Origin of the sequence: Halomonas sp. 707D4 (assembly GCF_024158685.1) — a bacterium.
In the GTDB taxonomy this organism is placed as follows: Bacteria; Pseudomonadota; Gammaproteobacteria; order Pseudomonadales; family Halomonadaceae; genus Vreelandella.
Map to the genome: position 1 here is coordinate 1 of NZ_JAMZBD010000011.1, position 17,248 is coordinate 17,248.

Here is a 17,248-nt window from a genome sequence, read left to right on the forward strand (position 1 = left end):
CCCCAGGAGCCGCGCATGCTGGTCGAGGCGTGGCACGACGTGCTGCAGGCGGTGAGCGAGCTGCACGAGCGCTTCGTGCTCGGGCTTTCGAACATCGACGCCCGCGCCCAGGGCGAGCGGCTCTACATGGCCGCCTGCGTGCGGCTCAAGGCGCAGCTCGACAGCCGCAACCGCGCCCACCGCGAGATTCTCGACGAGCTCGCGGAAAAGCTCGCCGACAAGCTGTTCGTCAACTTCTCACTGTTCCAGTCGGTGCCGGACGTGTGGGGCATCGAGCAGATCTTCCCGGTGCTTCCGCTGACCGGCCTCGACGCCCCGCCCACGCGGCGTGCGGTGATCCAGGACATCACCTGCGACTCCGATGGGCGCATCGACAGCTACGTCGATGGCCAGGGAGTCGAGAGCACCCTCCCCCTGCCGGAGTGGCCGCAGGAGGATGAACGCTGGCTGGGTTTCTTCCTCGTCGGTGCCTACCAGGAGATTCTGGGTGATCTGCACAACCTGTTCGGCGATACCGACTCCGTCGATGCCGCGCTCGGCGAGGACGGCGACTGGGTGCTCTCCAACCCCCAGGCCGGCGACACCGTGGCCAACGTGCTGGGCTACGTGAATTTCGACGCCCGGGTGCTGCAGCGCAAGCTGTTCGACCAGCTCGCCCGCAGCGGCTTCTCCGAACAGGAGCAGGAGCGCTTCGCGGCCAGCCTCCACGAGGGGCTGGAGGGCTACACCTACCTGGAGTGAGCTGCCCCTCGCCAGACACGAAAAAGCCGCCGGCTCCCCCAGCCGGCGGCTTTTTTGGTGGCGCTCTATTTTGAAAGTACGCTATTCGACGACGGAGGTGTTCACCTCGAGCCCGCCGGTCAGGGTCAGCTTGAGCGCCGCTCCCCGGGGCAGCTCGCCGACGCCCGACGGCGTACCGGTCAGCACGACGTCGCCGGGCTCGAGGGTGAAGTGGCGGCTCATTTCCGCCACCAGCGAGGGAATCGCGAACAGCATGTCGGCGCCTTCACCGTGCTGGCGCAGCTCGCCATCGATCTCGAGGGTGAAGGTCAGCGCGTTCCAGTTGGGTACGCGGGAAAGCGGTAGAAAGGCCGAGAGCGGGCAGGCGCCGTCGAAGGCCTTGGCGGTCTCCCAGGGGTGGCCGTTTTGCTTGAGCTTGGTCTGCAGGTCACGCAGGGTGAGATCCATCGCAAGGCCAATGCCGACCACGGCGCGCTCGGCTTCCTCGAGGGTGGCGTGGGTCAGCGTCTCGCCGATCAAAAGCGCAAGCTCAGCTTCGAAATGCACGTCGCCCCGGGAAAAGGGCGGATCGAGGGGCTTGGCCAGATCCACCACACTGGTGGCGGGCTTGATGAACAATAGCGGCTCAGTGGGAACCGGGTTGTCCAGCTCCTTGGCATGATCGGCATAGTTGCGGCCAACGCAAACGACTTTGCCCAGTGCGTGGGGAAACTCCTGACCATCGGTAAACTGTGGAACAAAACGCATGGCGGGCATTCTCCTTCTAATAATACGTGCCGTCTTCGAAACGATCGGCGCCCTAGTCTACCCCACCTCGACGGCGCCACGGCAACCCCGCGGCGGCTTTTTTAACACCACGGCGCACGCCTTGGGTGGCGAAGGCGAGGATGCTTCGATACGTGAGAAGGAAAAACGAGAGTACGACGGAGGAAGGGCGCGCCGCGCTTCATCGCACGGCGATCAGGCCAGATAGACGTGACCGTAGACCAGGCGTTCGTCGAATCCGGTGCTTTCCTTCAGTAGCTCGGGTTCGAGCAGCTTGATCACCGTGCGACTCTTGCGGATCAGCTTCTTTTGTTCGAGCGCCGTCATGCAGCGGCTGACGTGCACGCTGGTGATACCCAGGAGCTCGCCGATCACCTCCTGGGTCACGGGCAGCGTGAAGAAGTCCGAATCGATCATGTGCTTGAAGCGATAGCGCGCGTAGACCTCGAGGAGAAAATGGGCGACGCGCTCTTCGGCCTTGTGATGGGTGCAGCTTCTCAGCCGGACGATGGAGATATTGTCGTTCACCATGATATAAGAAAATATCGCCTTTCTTATATCATCGTGCTCGGCCAGCAGCGCATGGATATCATCGGCGGAGATGCGCTCCAGCACGCAGTTCTGCAGCGCCAGAATCGCAACGTCGCTGTTATCGAAAAAGCTCTCTCTAAGCCCCACGATATCGCCCGGCATATAGACGTTGCAAATATCCTGGCCATGGCTTTTCACGGATTGACAGATACTCACCCAGCCTCTCTTGACGATGAATATCTTCGGCTTTCCCTCGTGGAGAAAAAAAAGTTTCTGATGCCTTTTCAACTCGACATTCTTGACGCCCAGCCGGGACAAAAGCTCCATCGAATGATCACTGATGGCACTGTAGAGGCTCAGCGCCTTAGCGATATTTTTTTTTCTATCTTGTAGTAAAGAGTTATTTGGCAACGGAGTATAACTACTCTCTTTCATCAAACTTTTCCTATCGGCGTTATACTCGTCACGCATTTTTTCAACACTCCTTTGCCGCTATACAAAAACTATGCCCGAGACAGAAAAAATACAATCCATGTACACGCATAATGAAAAGCCGAAAGGCAAAACATGGCAGTACGTGAATTGACAGTTCGATTTCACGCACCAACACGAAGAGTGGTCTTAACAAATGTTAAGATATAAGGCTCGATGGCCAACCTGAGTATGTAAAATCATGTCTTCATACGCCTGCCTACAGATAATTAAACAGAAAAGCTTTTTTTGTCAAAGAATAAACCACGCCCAGACCATAACCTATGTTATTGAAAACAAGGGATATTCCTTACCCCTACCGAACCCTTGGCGCAGGCGAAAACAAGCTTAGCGGAGGTTGCTACTAGCTGTAAGAACACAGGTTAAGATTTATCATAAATTTAGAAAATAATACTCCAGAGCCATTTAAGGCTTTAGCAAAACGCTTAAAGAATGAAAAAGTGTTTAGCAGATGAAAATGCAAGGCCCCGGCCAGAAGCCGGGGCCCGGGCAGGCCTACGCATATCGTGTCGATGCGGGTAAGGGGTCGTCAGGTCTTGGAACGCAGGTGATCGGCCTGGTCACGCTCGAGAAATGCCTGAGTGGTTTCGCCTATGTGCTTGTCCAGCCAGTGGGCCATGGCGAGCTCCTCCTGGAGAATTTCATGGCATATCTGCGAAATCTCTGCCTCACCCGCCAGGTCCGCCGCCTTGATGATGACCTTGTAGTTGGCGATCTCGAAGTTTTCGAAAGCGTAGCAGGCAACGCTTCCCTTGATCACTTCGTCTCCCGCCATCATGCCGCCCATGGCCTGACCGAACGCGGCAAGCTCGGCGCCAAGATCCTTGAGGGCTGATGCGTGTGCATCAAGAAGGCCGATACAGTGCTCCAGCTTGTCGAGCTGCCCTTTGGTCTCCTCCAGGTGCTGTTCGATACGCTGCTGAAGCTCGGGATAGCTTTCTAACCGACTGGCTTGAGCGCCCAACATTTTCTCGGCCTGCTTTTCCATGGCGTGAGCGTCCCGCAACCAATCCAACAGATGCTTGCTTTCCATTGCGCTCTCTCCTCGATCGATGGTCGTGGCATTGGCTAGTACAAGGCAGGCACGTGCTGCCTCGACCTGAATACAACCTTGAAAACTGCCGGCCCGTCCCTGTACCGGCAGAGAGTTTTCGCTCATCCATGAACGGTGTACCCCCTGGCGAGATGGCAAACTCCTTTGCCCTCGCCAAGGACACTCTTCCTTGAGAATTCTTCCTTGAGAATTAATGACTCTTCAACGTTAACAGAAACTTGAAGCATGAATTTAAGAGCCTTCCTTAACAACTCTTTGCAACCTTAAAATCTATTTCGTTCAGAAATATCCGAGTAATAACTCGATCTTTTTCTGAAACCCTATAATTACCATAGTAGTACTTGCTGCATCGATTTCAACACGCAATATTTATTTATAATTAATATTTCAAGAAAAAGATAACCAAGATTAACGAAATAGATAAATAGGTTTTAAACTTAATTTTTTTCGTTTGATGAAGATGGCTAAACACTTGTTGAAGACTACGCTTTAAAGGCATGCCTCATGAACGAAAAGGAGCCCATGATGAGCAATGAACAGGAACAGAAAAAGAGTGATGAAGCCTCCAAGGCCAAGAAGCTTGTCGACCGGGATACCGATGGCCATGCGCCATCGAAAAAAGGTGCCACGTCCGGTGCGCCGGCGCCTTACCGGCCCGACGAAAACGTCGACAACCAGAAGAAGCGCTCATCCACCCCTGCCCACAATACGTCGATGAAGGCTGCGCCCTTCCCTGGCGCTCAAGTCGTCAAGGAGAAAAAGGCGCACAAGGAGAATATCGACCGGCAAAGCGACGAAGCGGACCCCAAGGGAAGCGAGTGATACGCCATCTTCACACGCTCTTGGACGTGACAGCTCGACGCGGAAAACCTTGCCGATAACGCTACCGCCCCCTGCAAGATACCTTGCAGGGGGCGGTGTCAGTAACAAAGGAGGCTTTAGGTAACAGGCCAGAGAGCAAGCACCCTCGATGGCGCCTGCCCTGAGCATTTCGCGCGTGCCCGCCTGTTCAAAGGACTAATCGTTCTCCAGGCCGTGGGCCAGGAAATCGGGACGCTGCTGGGGCGCCGCAAAGGGTTCGCCGCAGCGGTTGTCGGGCCGGTTGAACACGAAGAACACGTTGCTGCGCGGGTCCGGCGACAGGTTCGCATTGGAGGCGTGCAGGGTGTTGCAATCGAACAGCAAGAGCCCGCCCGCCTTGCCCTTGGGCGCCTCGATGCCGTACTTGGCCACGAGCTCGGTGAGCGCCTCGGGGCTGGGCACGCCCACTTCCTGTGCCTTCAACGAGCTCTTGTGGTTGTCCTTCGGCGTTTCACCCAGGCATGGCACGAACTCCCTGTGCGAGCCGGGAATCAGCATCAAGGGGCCGTTGAATTCGTGGTTGTCGGTCAGGATCAACGAGGCGCTCACCGCGTGCATGCGCGGCATGCCATCTTCCGCGTGCCAGGTCTCGAAATCCGAGTGCCAGTTGAAGCCCTTGCCGGCAAACCCCGGCTTGTAGTTGATGCGCGACTGATGCACGTAGGGGTCGTCACCGATGATCTGGCGCGCTGCCCCCGCTACTCGCTCGTCGAAAGCGAGCTCGCCCAGACGCTTGGACAACTTGTGTACCGCGAACAGCGAACGAATCTCGTTGCTTTCGGGCTCGGTGATACTGAACTCCTGATTGCGATACTCGTCGTTGTTCATCAGCGCGGTGATGTCGTCACACAGCTCGTCGAGCTCGGCTCCGCTGACCAGGTTGGGAATGAACAGAAATCCCTTGCGCTCGAACTCGTCGAGCTGTTCCTGAGAGAGCGGACCGCTCAATTCACGCCCTTTCACCACCGCATCCTGGCGGGGCTGGGTGAGCGCGGCAGGCGCTTCGGTCAAGCGCGTGGGGTAGGCATCCTGCCTTGTCACGCTCTGCGCCGAGGGCGTGTCGCCCATTTCGCTGAACTGTTTATGAGCGGTCACAACATTGAGAGGTGTGTTGCTGACTGTCATCTAATCCACTCCTTGTATGATTAAATTTCAGGTCGACATGGCACTCGAAAAAGAGCCACTCCATGCGTAGTAGTCAAAGTAGCCAATCTAAATCGGGTTGCAACCCGTGAAGCTTCGATAACTAACCTGAGTTATGATGACAGCCGCAAATCGCTCTTTTAACGCATTTATTTGCATTTTAACGATATTTTTAACGTAGTTCTCGTTAGATCAATCGATAAAGATCAATTGCACTCGTGGCGATCAAGGCGATATCCGCTCATTATTTAATAAACGTTAACGAGAAACAGAAAGCGAGAAATGGCCGAGAGCAATGAATACTCGAATCGAATTCAGAGAATGAAAAATGGCGATGGGCTCACACTCTTGCCTTGCCGGCGATCACGGCCTTGAACCCCGCCTTGGTGATGGGCACCTTCTGAGCGTCGACCACCGTGCCGCCCACCTTGGTGATGGCCTTGGCGATCTTGACCAGTCGCGCCAGCTGCAATTTGCTGGGCTTGAGGGCCTCGTTCTGGGCGGTGATCTTGATACCCAGGGCATTGATCACATAGAGGTTCTCGCCATCGTCCGGCGCCGGTAGAGGGAGAGAGGAGGCCCCGTTCTCGACAATGATGGGTGTGCGCGATGACTCCCCCGCCACCGTATATGCCTTGAGGCTGTTTTCGTACACCGCGCCCAGCGCCGCCAGCACGGTAGCCAGCCGCGCGTTGTTGGCAAGCGATGGTTCGTCGAAGAGCACCTGCACGCCCCAGGATGCACCGCTATCGTCCACCAGCACGGGGGCATCCTGGAGGCCCTCGGTCGGCGTATCGTTCGTCGACGCCTTCTTGTCCGCTCGCTTGCGGGTCTGGGCACCCTCCAGCGTATGGCCACTGAGCAGTAGATACACCACCACCAACCCGCAGGTCAGGCTGAGCCAGATGGCGACGATGGCCATGACGAGGGTGAGCGTGAGTGCATCCATGGAGGTCTCTCGAATAGCAAAGCGTGGGCTGGTGTCATGATAGGCCGCCCATGCGCTCATGAGTACCCCTCATGAGGTCAAACGAGCATGACGGGCAGGTCCGGTTCTGCGCTGACTTGCGCCATGCTCGACCCTCTCACGAATAAATCAGACGTTTCATTCGAATAAACGCCTCATGAAGTTACGCCATGGCGTTCAATTAATGTTTCCTCGTGCCGATATATAAGCGTCCGATCAACAACATCGCAGGCAATGCGAGCCAAGGACACTCTTCGAACCTTGCACGAGATGACATGATGCTGAAGGTATTACACCGCACGCCCGTAGGTCGTAAATTTGCCCTGGTCCTTTTTCTGCCGCTGGTCACGCTGGCCTGGCTTGCCATCTCGGGGATCGCCGAACGCAGCCAGGTCGTGTCGGAAATGGGCGAGCTTCAGCGGATGACGCTTTTGAGCCAGTACGCGGGAGATCTGGTACACGAGCTTCAGCGCGAACGTGGCATGTCGGCCGCGTTCCTAGGCAGCGGCGGACAGAACTTTCGCGCCGAACTTCCCGACCAGCGCCGCCAAACCGATCGGGAACTCGGTGAGTTCAACGCCTATATCACCGACCTGGGCGTACGCGAAGAAACCTCGGAGCTGGCGACGCGCCTTTCTCAGGCAAGCCAGGCACTTGATGAGCTGGGTAACGTGCGCCAGCGCGTCGATCGTCAGGAGATCGGAGGCGATCAGTCCAGCGCGTACTACACGAACATCAATGGCCTGCTGATCGATATCGTCAGCCAGCTGACGTTCAGCGTTGAGCAGGGCGAGATCGTGCGTCAGCTCAACGCCTATTATCACCTTCTCAACATCAAGGAGCTGGCCGGCATCGAGCGCGCCGTCTTGACCACCGCGTTCAGTACCGATGCCCTCGCGCCCGTGGCCTACGGCAACGTCCTGTCGCTGGCGGGACGCTCCATCGCCTATACCCGCAGCTTCGACCAACTGGCGGCCCCTTCCCTCAAGCGCGACCTGAACGAGGTGCTCGAAAGCCCGCTCGTCCAAACGCTCAAGGGCATGCGCGACGTCGCCATCGAACGCGGCACTGCCGGGAGCTTCGGCGTCGATCATCAGGCCTGGTTCGAGCAGCAAACCGCGTTCATCGACCGCTTGAACGGCGTGGGCCAGAAGGCCTCCCGACAGCTTCTCGATACCGCGCAGCGCCTGCGCGGCACCGCCATCAAAGGGTTATCACTCTACCTGACGGCCTCCCTGGCCGCCACGTTGCTGGCACTCGTGCTCTCGTTCATGATCGTACGCAGCATCACCCGCCCGCTCAAAGCCGCGCTGGACGACATCCAGACTCGCGGCGGTGATCTCACCAAGCGCCTGGCGGTGCCCGGCAGCGACGAGCTCTCCAGGCTCTACCAGGCCTTCAACGACTCCACCGCCAAGACCGAGGAGCTGGTCGCCAACATCAAGCAGAGCGCTCAGTCGGTGGAGCTTGCAAGCCAGGAGATCGCCAAGGGCAACGCGGATCTTGCCCAGCGCACCGAAGAGCAGTCCTCGTCACTGGTGCAGACCGCCTCGAGCATGGAGCAGATCACCGCCAACGTGCGCCAGAGCGCGGACACCGCCCAACAGGCGCGCCACGCCACCCAGGAGATGGCCGAGCAGGCCGGCGGGGCCACCGAGGTCGCCGAACGGGCACGCGGGGCCATGGAGCAGATCCATGCAGCCAATCAGAAAGTCACCGCTATCGTCGAGGCGATCGACGGCATCGCCTTTCAGACCAACATCCTGGCCCTCAACGCCTCGGTGGAAGCCGCGCGCGCCGGCGAGCAGGGTCGTGGCTTCGCGGTGGTGGCGTCCGAGGTGCGCAACCTGGCCAGCCGCAGTGCGGAAGAAGCCAAGCAGATCCGCCAGCTGATCGAGCGCAACGTCGAGAGCATCACCCAGGGTTCGAGCCTGGTGAACGCCACGGGCGAAGCACTGACGACCATCGCCGAACGCGCCCAGCACACGGCGGCCCTGGTCAACGAGATCTCGGCGGCGGCCAGCGAGCAGTCCGCCGGCATCGAGCAGATCAACCAGGCACTCGCCCAGCTCGACGAGGTGACCCAGCACAACGCCGCCCTGGTCGAGGAAGTGGCCACCGCCAGCGGCGCGCTGGACGAACAGGCCTCGGAAATGGGCGAGATGGTGGGGTGGTTCAAGGTGGGTGAGGCAGGGCGCGTTCCGGAGCTTGTGCATTCAGGTACTTTCGCAGTGCGCCACGATCAAATGCACTAATCAAAGGGGCGGTAGCGATCGAAGGAGTCGGTGCGCCGCCAAGTGACTAACGAAGGCAAAAAATGGGGCAGGAGATAGCCCGTTTATATTCGCTGACGGAGATCAAGAAGACGACGATCTCCACTTCTTTTTGAACCAGTCTATTGCCGTTAAATAAAGGCATGTTCATGTTTCAACGCTCATGTTGCCATGGACATGCCTCGGCCAGTATTGACTGTAACGGCACCATAAACTCAGAGTGAAAATTGATCTCAAAAACTCAATTTTCTGCTTATAGGCTTCAAAGACTGATTACTCAATCAAGTCAAAATTTAATAGAAAAAAAACAAAGTAGCAGATACATGTAAAAATGATAGAAAGTATATTAGCGATTCAAAAAAACCGTTGCGGCAAATAACTGAAGAACAGCTCACTCAAGGCAATTCAGGAAAAAAGACGGTAAAAACAGCTCATATCGCGGTCTTGCCGAGGTTGACAAAGCTTATAATGTCGATCAAAAAAATTGGAAATAAATTTTCATCTAAAATTTAGAAACACATTCATCTCAAAACAGAAACATATATCTCGATTCAATATCCAAAGGCTGGTTCATTTTGATCAAGAGACAGACATGAGCAATAAACCTATTTTCGTTACTGAACCTTTCTTACCGCCCTTGGAAGAATTCATACCTTATCTTGAAGAAATATGGGATAGCAAGCGTTTGACCAATAATGGTCCGATGCACCAAAAGCTTGAGCAAGCGCTATGCAACTACTTGGACGTACCGGAGATTGCATTATTCAATAATGGCACTATTGCTTTATTGACGGCACTGCAAGCGCTACGTATCACGGGAGAAGTTATTACGACACCCTTTTCCTTCGTTGCCACTGCACATTCGTTGACCTGGAACGATATAACGCCCGTTTTTGTGGATATAGAGCCTGACAGTTTCAATCTGGACCCTGCTAAAATCGAAGCCGCCATTACACCGCGCACGACGGCAATCATGCCGGTTCATTGCTACGGTACTCCTTGTAACGTCGATGCGATACAAGAAATCGCTGATAAATATAATCTCAAGGTCATCTATGACGCTGCACATGCATTTGGGGTAACGGACCAAGGAGGCAGTATCCTGAGACACGGTGACTTGAGTGTCATCAGTTTCCATGCCACCAAAGTCTTCAACACCTTCGAAGGCGGAGCCATCATATGCCCCGACAAGAAGACCAAGAAGCATATTGATAACCTCAAGAACTTCGGCATCGTGGATGAAGTGACCGTCGTAGCTGCAGGTATCAATGGTAAAATGAGCGAAATCAACGCCGCTTTCGGGTTACTTCAGTTAAAACACATCGAACAGGCGTTGAGCGCACGCCAGTCGATCGATTGCCTGTACCGGGCTGAATTGGCAAGCATGGAAGGAATTACACTTCTTCGTCCTACGACGCAAGTCAAGAGTAATTACTCATATTTTCCGATCGTAGTGGAAGATGGTTACCCACTAAAACGAGACGAACTCTATGCTCAACTGCGTGCCAACAATATATACGCACGGCGCTACTTCTACCCTGCAATAAATCAACAAATGATCTATAAAGATAGCCACATTGATCGCTCTTCCAATACTGAAGTTGCACAATGGGCTTCCGAGAGAGTCATCTGCTTGCCCATCTACAGCGATTTGGACCACCATAGTGCGATGAGAGTCGTAAAGCTTATCAAGGCGTGGAGTAACCCATGAACGTTTTGATCACCTCCTTTGGCTCTTTCTCGGCTTCCTGTCTTGCTTCATCACTAAAGAAAAATTTTCATGCAAAGATCGTTGCTACCGATATCAATGATCAGCTGCATCTTGCAGGTACAGAGCATATCAATCTTTTCGAGAGAGCCCCTCATTCCAGCGACACAACCCGATATCTCGATTTCATAGCCAGCGTGATAAAGCGCCATGATATCGATTACGTGTTGCCGACAACCGATCCAGAAATCGATATACTCAGCCTTCACGATGAGTTCATACAGAATACCAAAAGCACTTTTTGCATACCTGGAAGAGAGGCAGTACTACAATCCAGAGACAAGAAGAACTGGGCTCAAACCCTCAAAGACAAGGGATTTGTAACAATACCTACATTTGAACAAGAAGATATTGCAAGCATGACTTCGGCTGTCATTGCCAAACCTAGAAATGGAAGAAGTAGCCAAGGCTTATTAATCATACAGGATCCTGAAACACGCCTTTCGGTTAGCCATAGCAAACGCTATGAAAACTACGTTTTTCAACCTTTTATCCTTGGAAAGCACTACGTTGTCGATGCTGTTAGAGACCTCTATGGCAACTGCATTACGGTATGTAGAGAAGAAATAACTAGGACGAGCAGCGGTGCTGGTCTGGCAGTCACTGTTGCATACAACGAAGAGCTCGAACAAATCACCGAAAGAATAATGAATGAGCTGAATATCCATGGAGCCATCAACATAGAATATCTCGAATCAGATGGTATTTACTATGCGATGGACATAAACCCACGTCCTTCGGCAGGTATCGAGTTTTCCGTACTTTCCGGCATCGATATACCCAAGTACCATCTTCAATGCTTCCAACATAAAGAAATACCTCATCGTTTAGATTACTCTTCGAAAACGTATAAAACCATTTATCAAAGAGTCGTATCATGAAGAAGAACGCTGCACTGGACACCAGCACCTCATGGGACGAGCAGTGGAAATTGCTTTTCAAAAACTATCAACACGATTTGAGACACGGATACTACATCAAGTCAATTTTCGCGAGTAAAAAAGCTTCGATACTCGAGATAGGCGCAGGCAGTTTTCGTGATACCGCATTTCTCAATAGAGCTGGTTATATTTGTCATGGAATAGATTTTTCAGATGAGTCGGTTTCTTTGGCAAAAATGGAATTTCCCGATATAAAAGATCGGTTTCATCGAATGAACGCGCTCGATCTCGAATTTGCAGACAAGTCATTCGATATTTCTTTTAGCAATGGCTTCATCGGCTTGTTCGACGAAACAACGATTCACTCCTTGATTCGTGAGCAGATTAGAGTGACAAAGGAATACGTCGTTCTTACCGTACATAATGGCCATAATGAGCAATTTTCGAACTATTTCGAAGAGAAGAAAAAGGAAGATCCTCTTTTTGATATTACGTTCTTCAAGAAACGTGAAATGCAGTCTCTCTTCGAGGCTCACGGACTCGATGTCAAGATTATACCCGTAGGCAAGCAAAAGAAGCACTGGGAGGATTGGTTGATCAAGAAAGATATGGCGCATCCTGCATTGATGAAACTTTGCTTCAAGATTTCTGGCAAGCTGGCACTTCATCGAAGTGAACGGTTGCTTTGCATCGCGCGTGTAAAGGAGCTTTGAATGAGCCTGGTCATCATTGGCGGTGGAATATCAGGCCTTTTCATGGCTCACATGGCGCTAAAGGCCGATCCTGAACGTGATATTACAGTCATCGAGAAAGCTGACCACGTAGGGGGGCTTTTGTGCGGCCACCATTATCCCGAGGGTTATTATTTCGACAAGGGAACCCATTTATTTCGTGAATCTGGAATAGCCGACATAGATTCTTTCATGACCCATGTTCCACCAGAAAGCGCTCTTTACTACCTTCCCGACCACGGCTATTCGGGATGTATATTTAATGGTAAATTACAGGAAAATTCTCATTACCCTCTGGTTCAGAATGTTCAATTAAGACAGGAAACCGTTCAATATCTGAAGAATTCGACTCCAGACCATGATACGTCGAATTTGAGTACCTATTGCCGAAGTGTTTTTGGACCATCATATTCAGACCATATATCGATACCGATGGCTGAAGCCATTTTTCATAAAAAAGCATGTGAATTGAGTTTCAATGCTTTGAGTATCATCGGTCAAGATCGTGTTCTATCGTTCGATCAGAAAGAGTGGCGACAAGCTTCCAATACCACCTCTCTAGTCGCTTTTCCTGATCAACGCAAAATTCCGGACACACTGAAGAATCCAAGAAGAAGATTTTATTCCAAGGAGAAAGGTACATTTTCTGTCGTCGATGGCATTGCTCGTCGATTGCAGGAAAGAGGTGTCAAGATCTGGATGAACACGGATATCATGACGATCGATGATCATCGAATCGATGTCCGTCATGGGGGAAACAACCACACGCTCGAGTTCGATACCCTGGCATTTGCCACCAGCACGTTCGCAACGGCAAACTTGCTCAACATAGATATACAGACATCTCGTTTTGATCGCCCTCTCGAGCACCATGTCATTCATATGGTACTCAGCCATGCTCCGATCTCGGAGCTCGCCTTTTTCTACAATCTCGACCGCCCCGATCACTTTTTCCGTGTCACCAACTACTCCCGAATACTGAATGTGGCCGATGACACGAGAATTTCGATCGAAGTTTTGAGAAACGATCAAACGCCCATCGATGACAAGGATGTACGCACCTATCTGGCAGACTTGTGCACACTTGGCTTTATCCATCCCAGTACATCGATCGTCTTTCATAGAATCGAGAGGCTCGCAAGCGGGTTCCCGATGATGACCAACAAGAATCGTCAGGCGCTATCGTCCCTCGCGACCTCGATCGAAAAGGTAGCCGGCACTCGCTACTTCCTGGGTCGTGGTGAGACAACGGCTCCCTTCCTGCAGTCTGAGGTACTCGCCAGTATCCACAAGCATTTCACCCACTATCTATGAATGCGCCCCGCCATTCGGCGGGGGCTTTCACGAACTGTAAAGGGAGCTTCTAGCTCTCTTCCAAGAAATTACTTTCCTGCCAAGCATAATAATCCGCGAGATCCTTCTTCTTCATCCGCTTGTAATACCGCGACATCCACTTGAACGTATTGGCCTGCATCTTGTTCTTTTCCTTTACGCTCTTGCTCGACCATATCGAGTTGCCATGGAGCCTGTAGGCTGCAGGCGTTATGTCCTCCATGTAGTGACTTTTACCGTACTGCCCCAGTAAGGCGATCAGGAAGCTGTCCCCATTACCGACATGAGATTTTTCTTCAGGAAAATGAGTAAACTTCTTTCTGAAAAACATGCTCAACGTTAAAATGAAACAGTTGTTACGTAGCATTTCTTCCTGAGTATAGCTTCTCTTGAAGTCATCTCTCAATTTCGATGGAGCCACTTCTCCATTCTTGTCAAAGATGAAAGCGTCATGATGGCACATGACTACCTCTTCATTACTTTCCATGAAGTCGAACTGTTTCTGGAGTTTTTCGGGATCTGTCCAGTAGTCGTCCCCTTCACATAGCGCTACGTACTTCCCTTGCAGTTTGGGAAAGCAGAAGTCCGTCGCCTTGATACCTTGTCTGAATAAATTCTTCTGTTGATAGACAGGCTTAATCAAGTCGGGGTACTGGGATGCGTATTTTCTGATGATCTCCTGCGTGCCATCAGTCGAAGCGTCGTCGTGAATGACCACTTCAAATGGAAAACGAGTTCTTTGGGCAATGATCCCTTGGATAGCCTCCTCTAGAAAACCTACATGGTTGTAGGTCGCACAAAAGACACTGACCAAGGGTTTGCCGTGGTGGTGCTGTTCTGGAAGGACGATGGGGCCTGCCGGGGGCATGACAGGTTTGGCGTTACGCTGCTCCGATGATCGGGGAAGCAGTGATCGGGCTTCCAGAAAGGCCAGGGCTTTATCCTGGTCCACCTCGGATAACAGCTCGAAGGCTATATCGTGAGCAGCAAACACGCTACTCAAGATGAAGGCCAGCTTGACCTTTCTTTCGTTACTGATGGTTCCCAGGCGCTCTGCATCGGGCAAAAGCAGGATATCTGCGCTTTCCTGTTCGCTGGCGCAAGGCGTTCGTTCATTCAGCTTGTCGGGAAGATGGCTGTAATGACGTACGTTGTGGAAGCGATAGAAGCGGAACCCGTGTCGGCTTGCCCAGTGCTGAAGTTCGGCGAAACTGGGTTGTCTTGCATGGGTCAGCTGAAATGGAACACGTGCTTGAATAAGCAATGTTTCCTTCAGGTAGTGCTCACCGTTTTCCAGCACGGCCATGGCGTCACTCAGCTCATCCAGAACGAGCCAATCGAGACTCTCGAGCCCCGTAATGCTATCGAGGGCCACCGTATTGATGGGAAGCTCCGCGATCTGCTGGATACCCAGATGATGGCGTCTGGGGAGCTCTTCCATCGCAAGAGGCATCAGTGTGCTGCTCATCTCGGGTGCGACGCAAGCGTATAGTGTGGAGGGTTGGCCATCACCCAACAACGCATGTTGAAACACTTGAATCGTATCGCTTCCCTCATACTGCTTTGGCTCATTGATTTCACTGGCCGGATCGAAGGCCACGATGGCAAAAGCTCCTGTCGATGCCATCTGGCTGGCCAATCCGTTTTTGATCAAGCTCGCCCGATTGTCGAGTACGATGATCTTTCCCTTGAACTGCCAGGTAAAATCGTCAGATAGCTGGAGTTTCGGTGTCAAGCAGTCGCTTTCCAGGCCGCGTGAAGTACGGCTGTCGATCCATTGCTCCCAGGAGCGATCCACTTTCAGCGTGGGCTTGGTCGCCCTGCCGACAAGACGTTGCCGATGCCGTTTTTTCTGGGTGATCGAAAAATCCTTGCTGCCCAAGCGCAAGCGCAAGCGCACCAAAGGATCAAACGCCTGGAGCAGGCGTTCGGTCGCGCGATCCATATGATGCATTCGCTCGCCAATGTCCATCGCACGAGCTACATAGTCCTGATAGAGCACTTCATCGTCATAAAAGGCAACAGTGGCTTCGAACAGTGGCTGGAGCTCGCTTTCCTCAAGTAGCTGTTGATAAGGCTCCTCATAGCAGCGTGACGGAAAGTCGAAGGCGATGCCTGCATCTCCGACCATCTCGGGCATGCCACCGCGATTGGTAATGAGGGCAGGAATGCCGTTCAACATGGCCTCCGCCAGTACTCGACCCGAGCTTTCCCACCAAAGGCTGGGCGCCACCAGCACGCGAGCACGACTATAAGGGCCTCGCATGTCACTGGTATTGGGCGTCACGGTAACGTTTTTTAATGCGCTTCGCTGGGTCCCCATCTTTTGCGTGACTTCCCGCAGTACCGCAGACCAGTCCGCTCGAGCTTCCACGACTTCGAGCTCGATATCCGGTCTCTCTCGCTCGAGCTTCTCCGCCAGTTGAACGAAGATGCTTACTCCTTTCTGCCAACTAGGATTGACGAAGAGCAGTCGACGCCGTTCATGGTGCTCGGCCACGAAATGGGAAGAATCGATGAACTTGCCTACCGGCTTCGAGACGAAACCGATCTTATCTTGGTACATCTTTGCCGTGGCCTGACTGTCGGTGACGATCAGATCCACGTCGCGACACCAGCGTGGCGATTGATAGCTTCCATTGGCCAGGTAAAACGCGACGGCGATACCTCGGTCCCGCGCTTCATCGGCGATCAGAAGATCCAGCGTCTGACCTCCGTAGAACCATACGACGTCGGGCTTGAACGAATCGAGCATGTAAAGGTACTGGCTGTACCAGAGGCTCTCCTCGTGGCTCGTTAAATGGTTACGGTTGAAGCTGTGGCTCACGATCATTTGATGCATCAGCGGTCCATCGTTGGCCTCGATGAGCTGGTGCAGGTGTTGATCCAAGTCGGGAAACTGCTCTTTGAGCAGCCCAGTGCCTTTGGGGTTATCGAAAATCGTCGCCCCCAGTATCTGTATTTCGTACCCGTTGGCCGCCAGTTGTTGCAGCATCTGTCGTACGCTCATGCTGGCGCCACTCGATGTATCCAGCAGACAGAAGGGGTTTGCCCACAGCAGACGAGGTTTGCGTTTCTCGATCACCGGTACCGCTTTTTGCTTGGCCATTAAACGACTCACGTAGCGACAATAATCATGCCGTTAGTTTACTGTGTCGACTCGAAGACCAAAGGGGTGAATGCGCTCATGTTTGAGCAGGTATTCTGGCAATGACGTAGCGATTGGATGACAGGATCGAGGGATCGCCCGTAAGCTTGGCAACGCGGAATATTATTCTTTCGACCAAAAAAACGGGGCCTTTCGGCCCCGTTTCTATCGACGTTCGTTCCAGGACGATACGACGTATTAACCCAGCAGGGAAAGAACAGACTGCGGCGTCTGGTTTGCCTGGGCCAGCATGGACGTACCCGCCTGCTGCAGGATGTTCGCGCGGGTCATGTTGGAGACTTCCACCGCGTAGTCGGCATCTTCGATGCGTGAACGCGCTTCGGACAGGTTGGTCTTGGTGGTCGCCAGGTTGTCGATGACCGAGTCGAAACGGTTGAGCGTGGCACCCAGGGTGGCACGGTCGGTGTCCAGGGACTTGACGGCTGTATCGACGGAGTCGATCAGGCTCTGGAAGTTGTCATGGGCACCGCTGGTACCCGCGGTGAACGTAGAACCGGACATGCCGCCGCCAGACAGACCAAGGCCAGTCACGGTTGCATC

General features: G+C 53.2%; 13 protein-coding genes and 1 pseudogene. 7 read left to right on the top strand and 7 right to left on the bottom strand.

Annotated features, from left to right (window positions below):
• Nucleotides 1-741 (top strand): annotated as a pseudogene (locus BIS11_RS01025) (arginine decarboxylase); the annotation flags it as partial.
• Nucleotides 742-822: 81 nt separating this feature from the next.
• On the opposite strand, the gene BIS11_RS01030 reads toward BIS11_RS01025, so the two are convergent.
• From BIS11_RS01030 to BIS11_RS01040, 3 genes are all read right to left on the bottom strand, one after another.
• The gene (locus BIS11_RS01030) at nucleotides 823-1,488 is read right to left on the bottom strand and encodes a fumarylacetoacetate hydrolase family protein (protein ID WP_253422585.1); all 666 of its coding nucleotides are present in this window, start codon (nucleotides 1,486-1,488) and stop codon (nucleotides 823-825) included.
• Between the two features lie 213 nt (nucleotides 1,489-1,701).
• Entirely contained in the window at nucleotides 1,702-2,472 is a 771-nt protein-coding gene (locus BIS11_RS01035) for a Crp/Fnr family transcriptional regulator (RefSeq protein ID WP_253585656.1), read from the bottom strand.
• 586 nt (nucleotides 2,473-3,058) lie between these two features.
• Nucleotides 3,059-3,562, bottom strand: a complete 504-nt coding sequence (locus tag BIS11_RS01040; RefSeq protein WP_253422589.1) for a ferritin-like domain-containing protein — start codon at nucleotides 3,560-3,562, stop codon at nucleotides 3,059-3,061.
• Between the two features lie 525 nt (nucleotides 3,563-4,087).
• On the opposite strand from BIS11_RS01040, the gene BIS11_RS01045 reads away from it, so the two are divergent.
• Entirely contained in the window at nucleotides 4,088-4,405 is a 318-nt protein-coding gene (locus BIS11_RS01045; RefSeq protein ID WP_253422591.1) for a hypothetical protein, read from the top strand.
• Between the two features lie 195 nt (nucleotides 4,406-4,600).
• On the opposite strand, the gene thpD is transcribed toward BIS11_RS01045, so the two are convergent.
• Together thpD and BIS11_RS01055 are read right to left on the bottom strand one after the other, a co-directional pair.
• Nucleotides 4,601-5,569, bottom strand: a complete 969-nt coding sequence (gene thpD / locus BIS11_RS01050) for an ectoine hydroxylase (RefSeq protein ID WP_253422593.1) — start codon at nucleotides 5,567-5,569, stop codon at nucleotides 4,601-4,603.
• A 358-nt stretch (nucleotides 5,570-5,927) separates the two neighbouring features.
• Nucleotides 5,928-6,536: a hypothetical protein gene (locus tag BIS11_RS01055; RefSeq protein ID WP_253422595.1), complete on the bottom strand. Its 609-nt coding sequence runs from the start codon at nucleotides 6,534-6,536 to the stop codon at nucleotides 5,928-5,930.
• Between the two features lie 293 nt (nucleotides 6,537-6,829).
• Between BIS11_RS01055 and BIS11_RS01060 the strand changes: the two genes are divergently transcribed.
• The 5 genes from BIS11_RS01060 (at nucleotide 6,830) to BIS11_RS01080 (ending at nucleotide 13,521) form a co-directional block, all read left to right on the top strand.
• On the top strand, nucleotides 6,830-8,809 hold the full coding sequence (locus tag BIS11_RS01060) for a methyl-accepting chemotaxis protein (RefSeq protein WP_253422597.1): 1,980 nt from the start codon (nucleotides 6,830-6,832) through the stop codon (nucleotides 8,807-8,809).
• A gap of 610 nt (nucleotides 8,810-9,419) precedes the next feature.
• Nucleotides 9,420-10,538, top strand: a complete 1,119-nt coding sequence (locus tag BIS11_RS01065; protein ID WP_253422599.1) for a DegT/DnrJ/EryC1/StrS aminotransferase family protein — start codon at nucleotides 9,420-9,422, stop codon at nucleotides 10,536-10,538.
• A complete protein-coding gene (locus BIS11_RS01070; RefSeq protein WP_253422601.1) occupies nucleotides 10,535-11,476 on the top strand; it encodes an ATP-grasp domain-containing protein in 942 nt (313 codons plus the stop codon). Before BIS11_RS01065 ends, BIS11_RS01070 begins: the two co-directional genes overlap by 4 nt.
• Nucleotides 11,473-12,189 (top strand): class I SAM-dependent methyltransferase, encoded by a 717-nt coding sequence (locus BIS11_RS01075; RefSeq protein ID WP_253422603.1) that lies wholly within the window; start codon nucleotides 11,473-11,475, stop codon nucleotides 12,187-12,189. Before BIS11_RS01070 ends, BIS11_RS01075 begins: the two co-directional genes overlap by 4 nt.
• A complete protein-coding gene (locus BIS11_RS01080) occupies nucleotides 12,190-13,521 on the top strand; it encodes an NAD(P)-binding protein (protein ID WP_253422605.1) in 1,332 nt (443 codons plus the stop codon).
• Nucleotides 13,522-13,570: 49 nt separating this feature from the next.
• Here BIS11_RS01080 and BIS11_RS01085 read toward each other — a convergent pair whose 3' ends face one another.
• Nucleotides 13,571-16,648: a glycosyltransferase gene (locus BIS11_RS01085; RefSeq protein ID WP_253422613.1), complete on the bottom strand. Its 3,078-nt coding sequence runs from the start codon at nucleotides 16,646-16,648 to the stop codon at nucleotides 13,571-13,573.
• A 237-nt stretch (nucleotides 16,649-16,885) separates the two neighbouring features.
• A partial coding sequence (locus tag BIS11_RS01090; RefSeq protein ID WP_253585658.1) for a flagellin occupies nucleotides 16,886-17,248 on the bottom strand: 363 nt, incomplete at its 5' end.

What these genes read in the sequence shown, in the direction of transcription:
- BIS11_RS01085 (WP_253422613.1), bottom strand. Translation starts at nt 16,648, where the DNA reads ATGGCCAAGCAAAAAGCGGTACCGGTGATCGAGAAACGCAAACCTCGT.
- BIS11_RS01080 (WP_253422605.1), top strand. Translation starts at nt 12,190, where the DNA reads ATGAGCCTGGTCATCATTGGCGGTGGAATATCAGGCCTTTTCATGGCT.
- BIS11_RS01040 (WP_253422589.1), bottom strand. Translation starts at nt 3,562, where the DNA reads ATGGAAAGCAAGCATCTGTTGGATTGGTTGCGGGACGCTCACGCCATG.
- BIS11_RS01045 (WP_253422591.1), top strand. Translation starts at nt 4,088, where the DNA reads ATGAACGAAAAGGAGCCCATGATGAGCAATGAACAGGAACAGAAAAAG.
- BIS11_RS01070 (WP_253422601.1), top strand. Translation starts at nt 10,535, where the DNA reads ATGAACGTTTTGATCACCTCCTTTGGCTCTTTCTCGGCTTCCTGTCTT.
- BIS11_RS01055 (WP_253422595.1), bottom strand. Translation starts at nt 6,536, where the DNA reads ATGGATGCACTCACGCTCACCCTCGTCATGGCCATCGTCGCCATCTGG.
- BIS11_RS01060 (WP_253422597.1), top strand. Translation starts at nt 6,830, where the DNA reads ATGATGCTGAAGGTATTACACCGCACGCCCGTAGGTCGTAAATTTGCC.
- BIS11_RS01030 (WP_253422585.1), bottom strand. Translation starts at nt 1,488, where the DNA reads ATGCGTTTTGTTCCACAGTTTACCGATGGTCAGGAGTTTCCCCACGCA.
- BIS11_RS01035 (WP_253585656.1), bottom strand. Translation starts at nt 2,472, where the DNA reads ATGAAAGAGAGTAGTTATACTCCGTTGCCAAATAACTCTTTACTACAA.
- BIS11_RS01065 (WP_253422599.1), top strand. Translation starts at nt 9,420, where the DNA reads ATGAGCAATAAACCTATTTTCGTTACTGAACCTTTCTTACCGCCCTTG.
- BIS11_RS01075 (WP_253422603.1), top strand. Translation starts at nt 11,473, where the DNA reads ATGAAGAAGAACGCTGCACTGGACACCAGCACCTCATGGGACGAGCAG.
- thpD (WP_253422593.1), bottom strand. Translation starts at nt 5,569, where the DNA reads ATGACAGTCAGCAACACACCTCTCAATGTTGTGACCGCTCATAAACAG.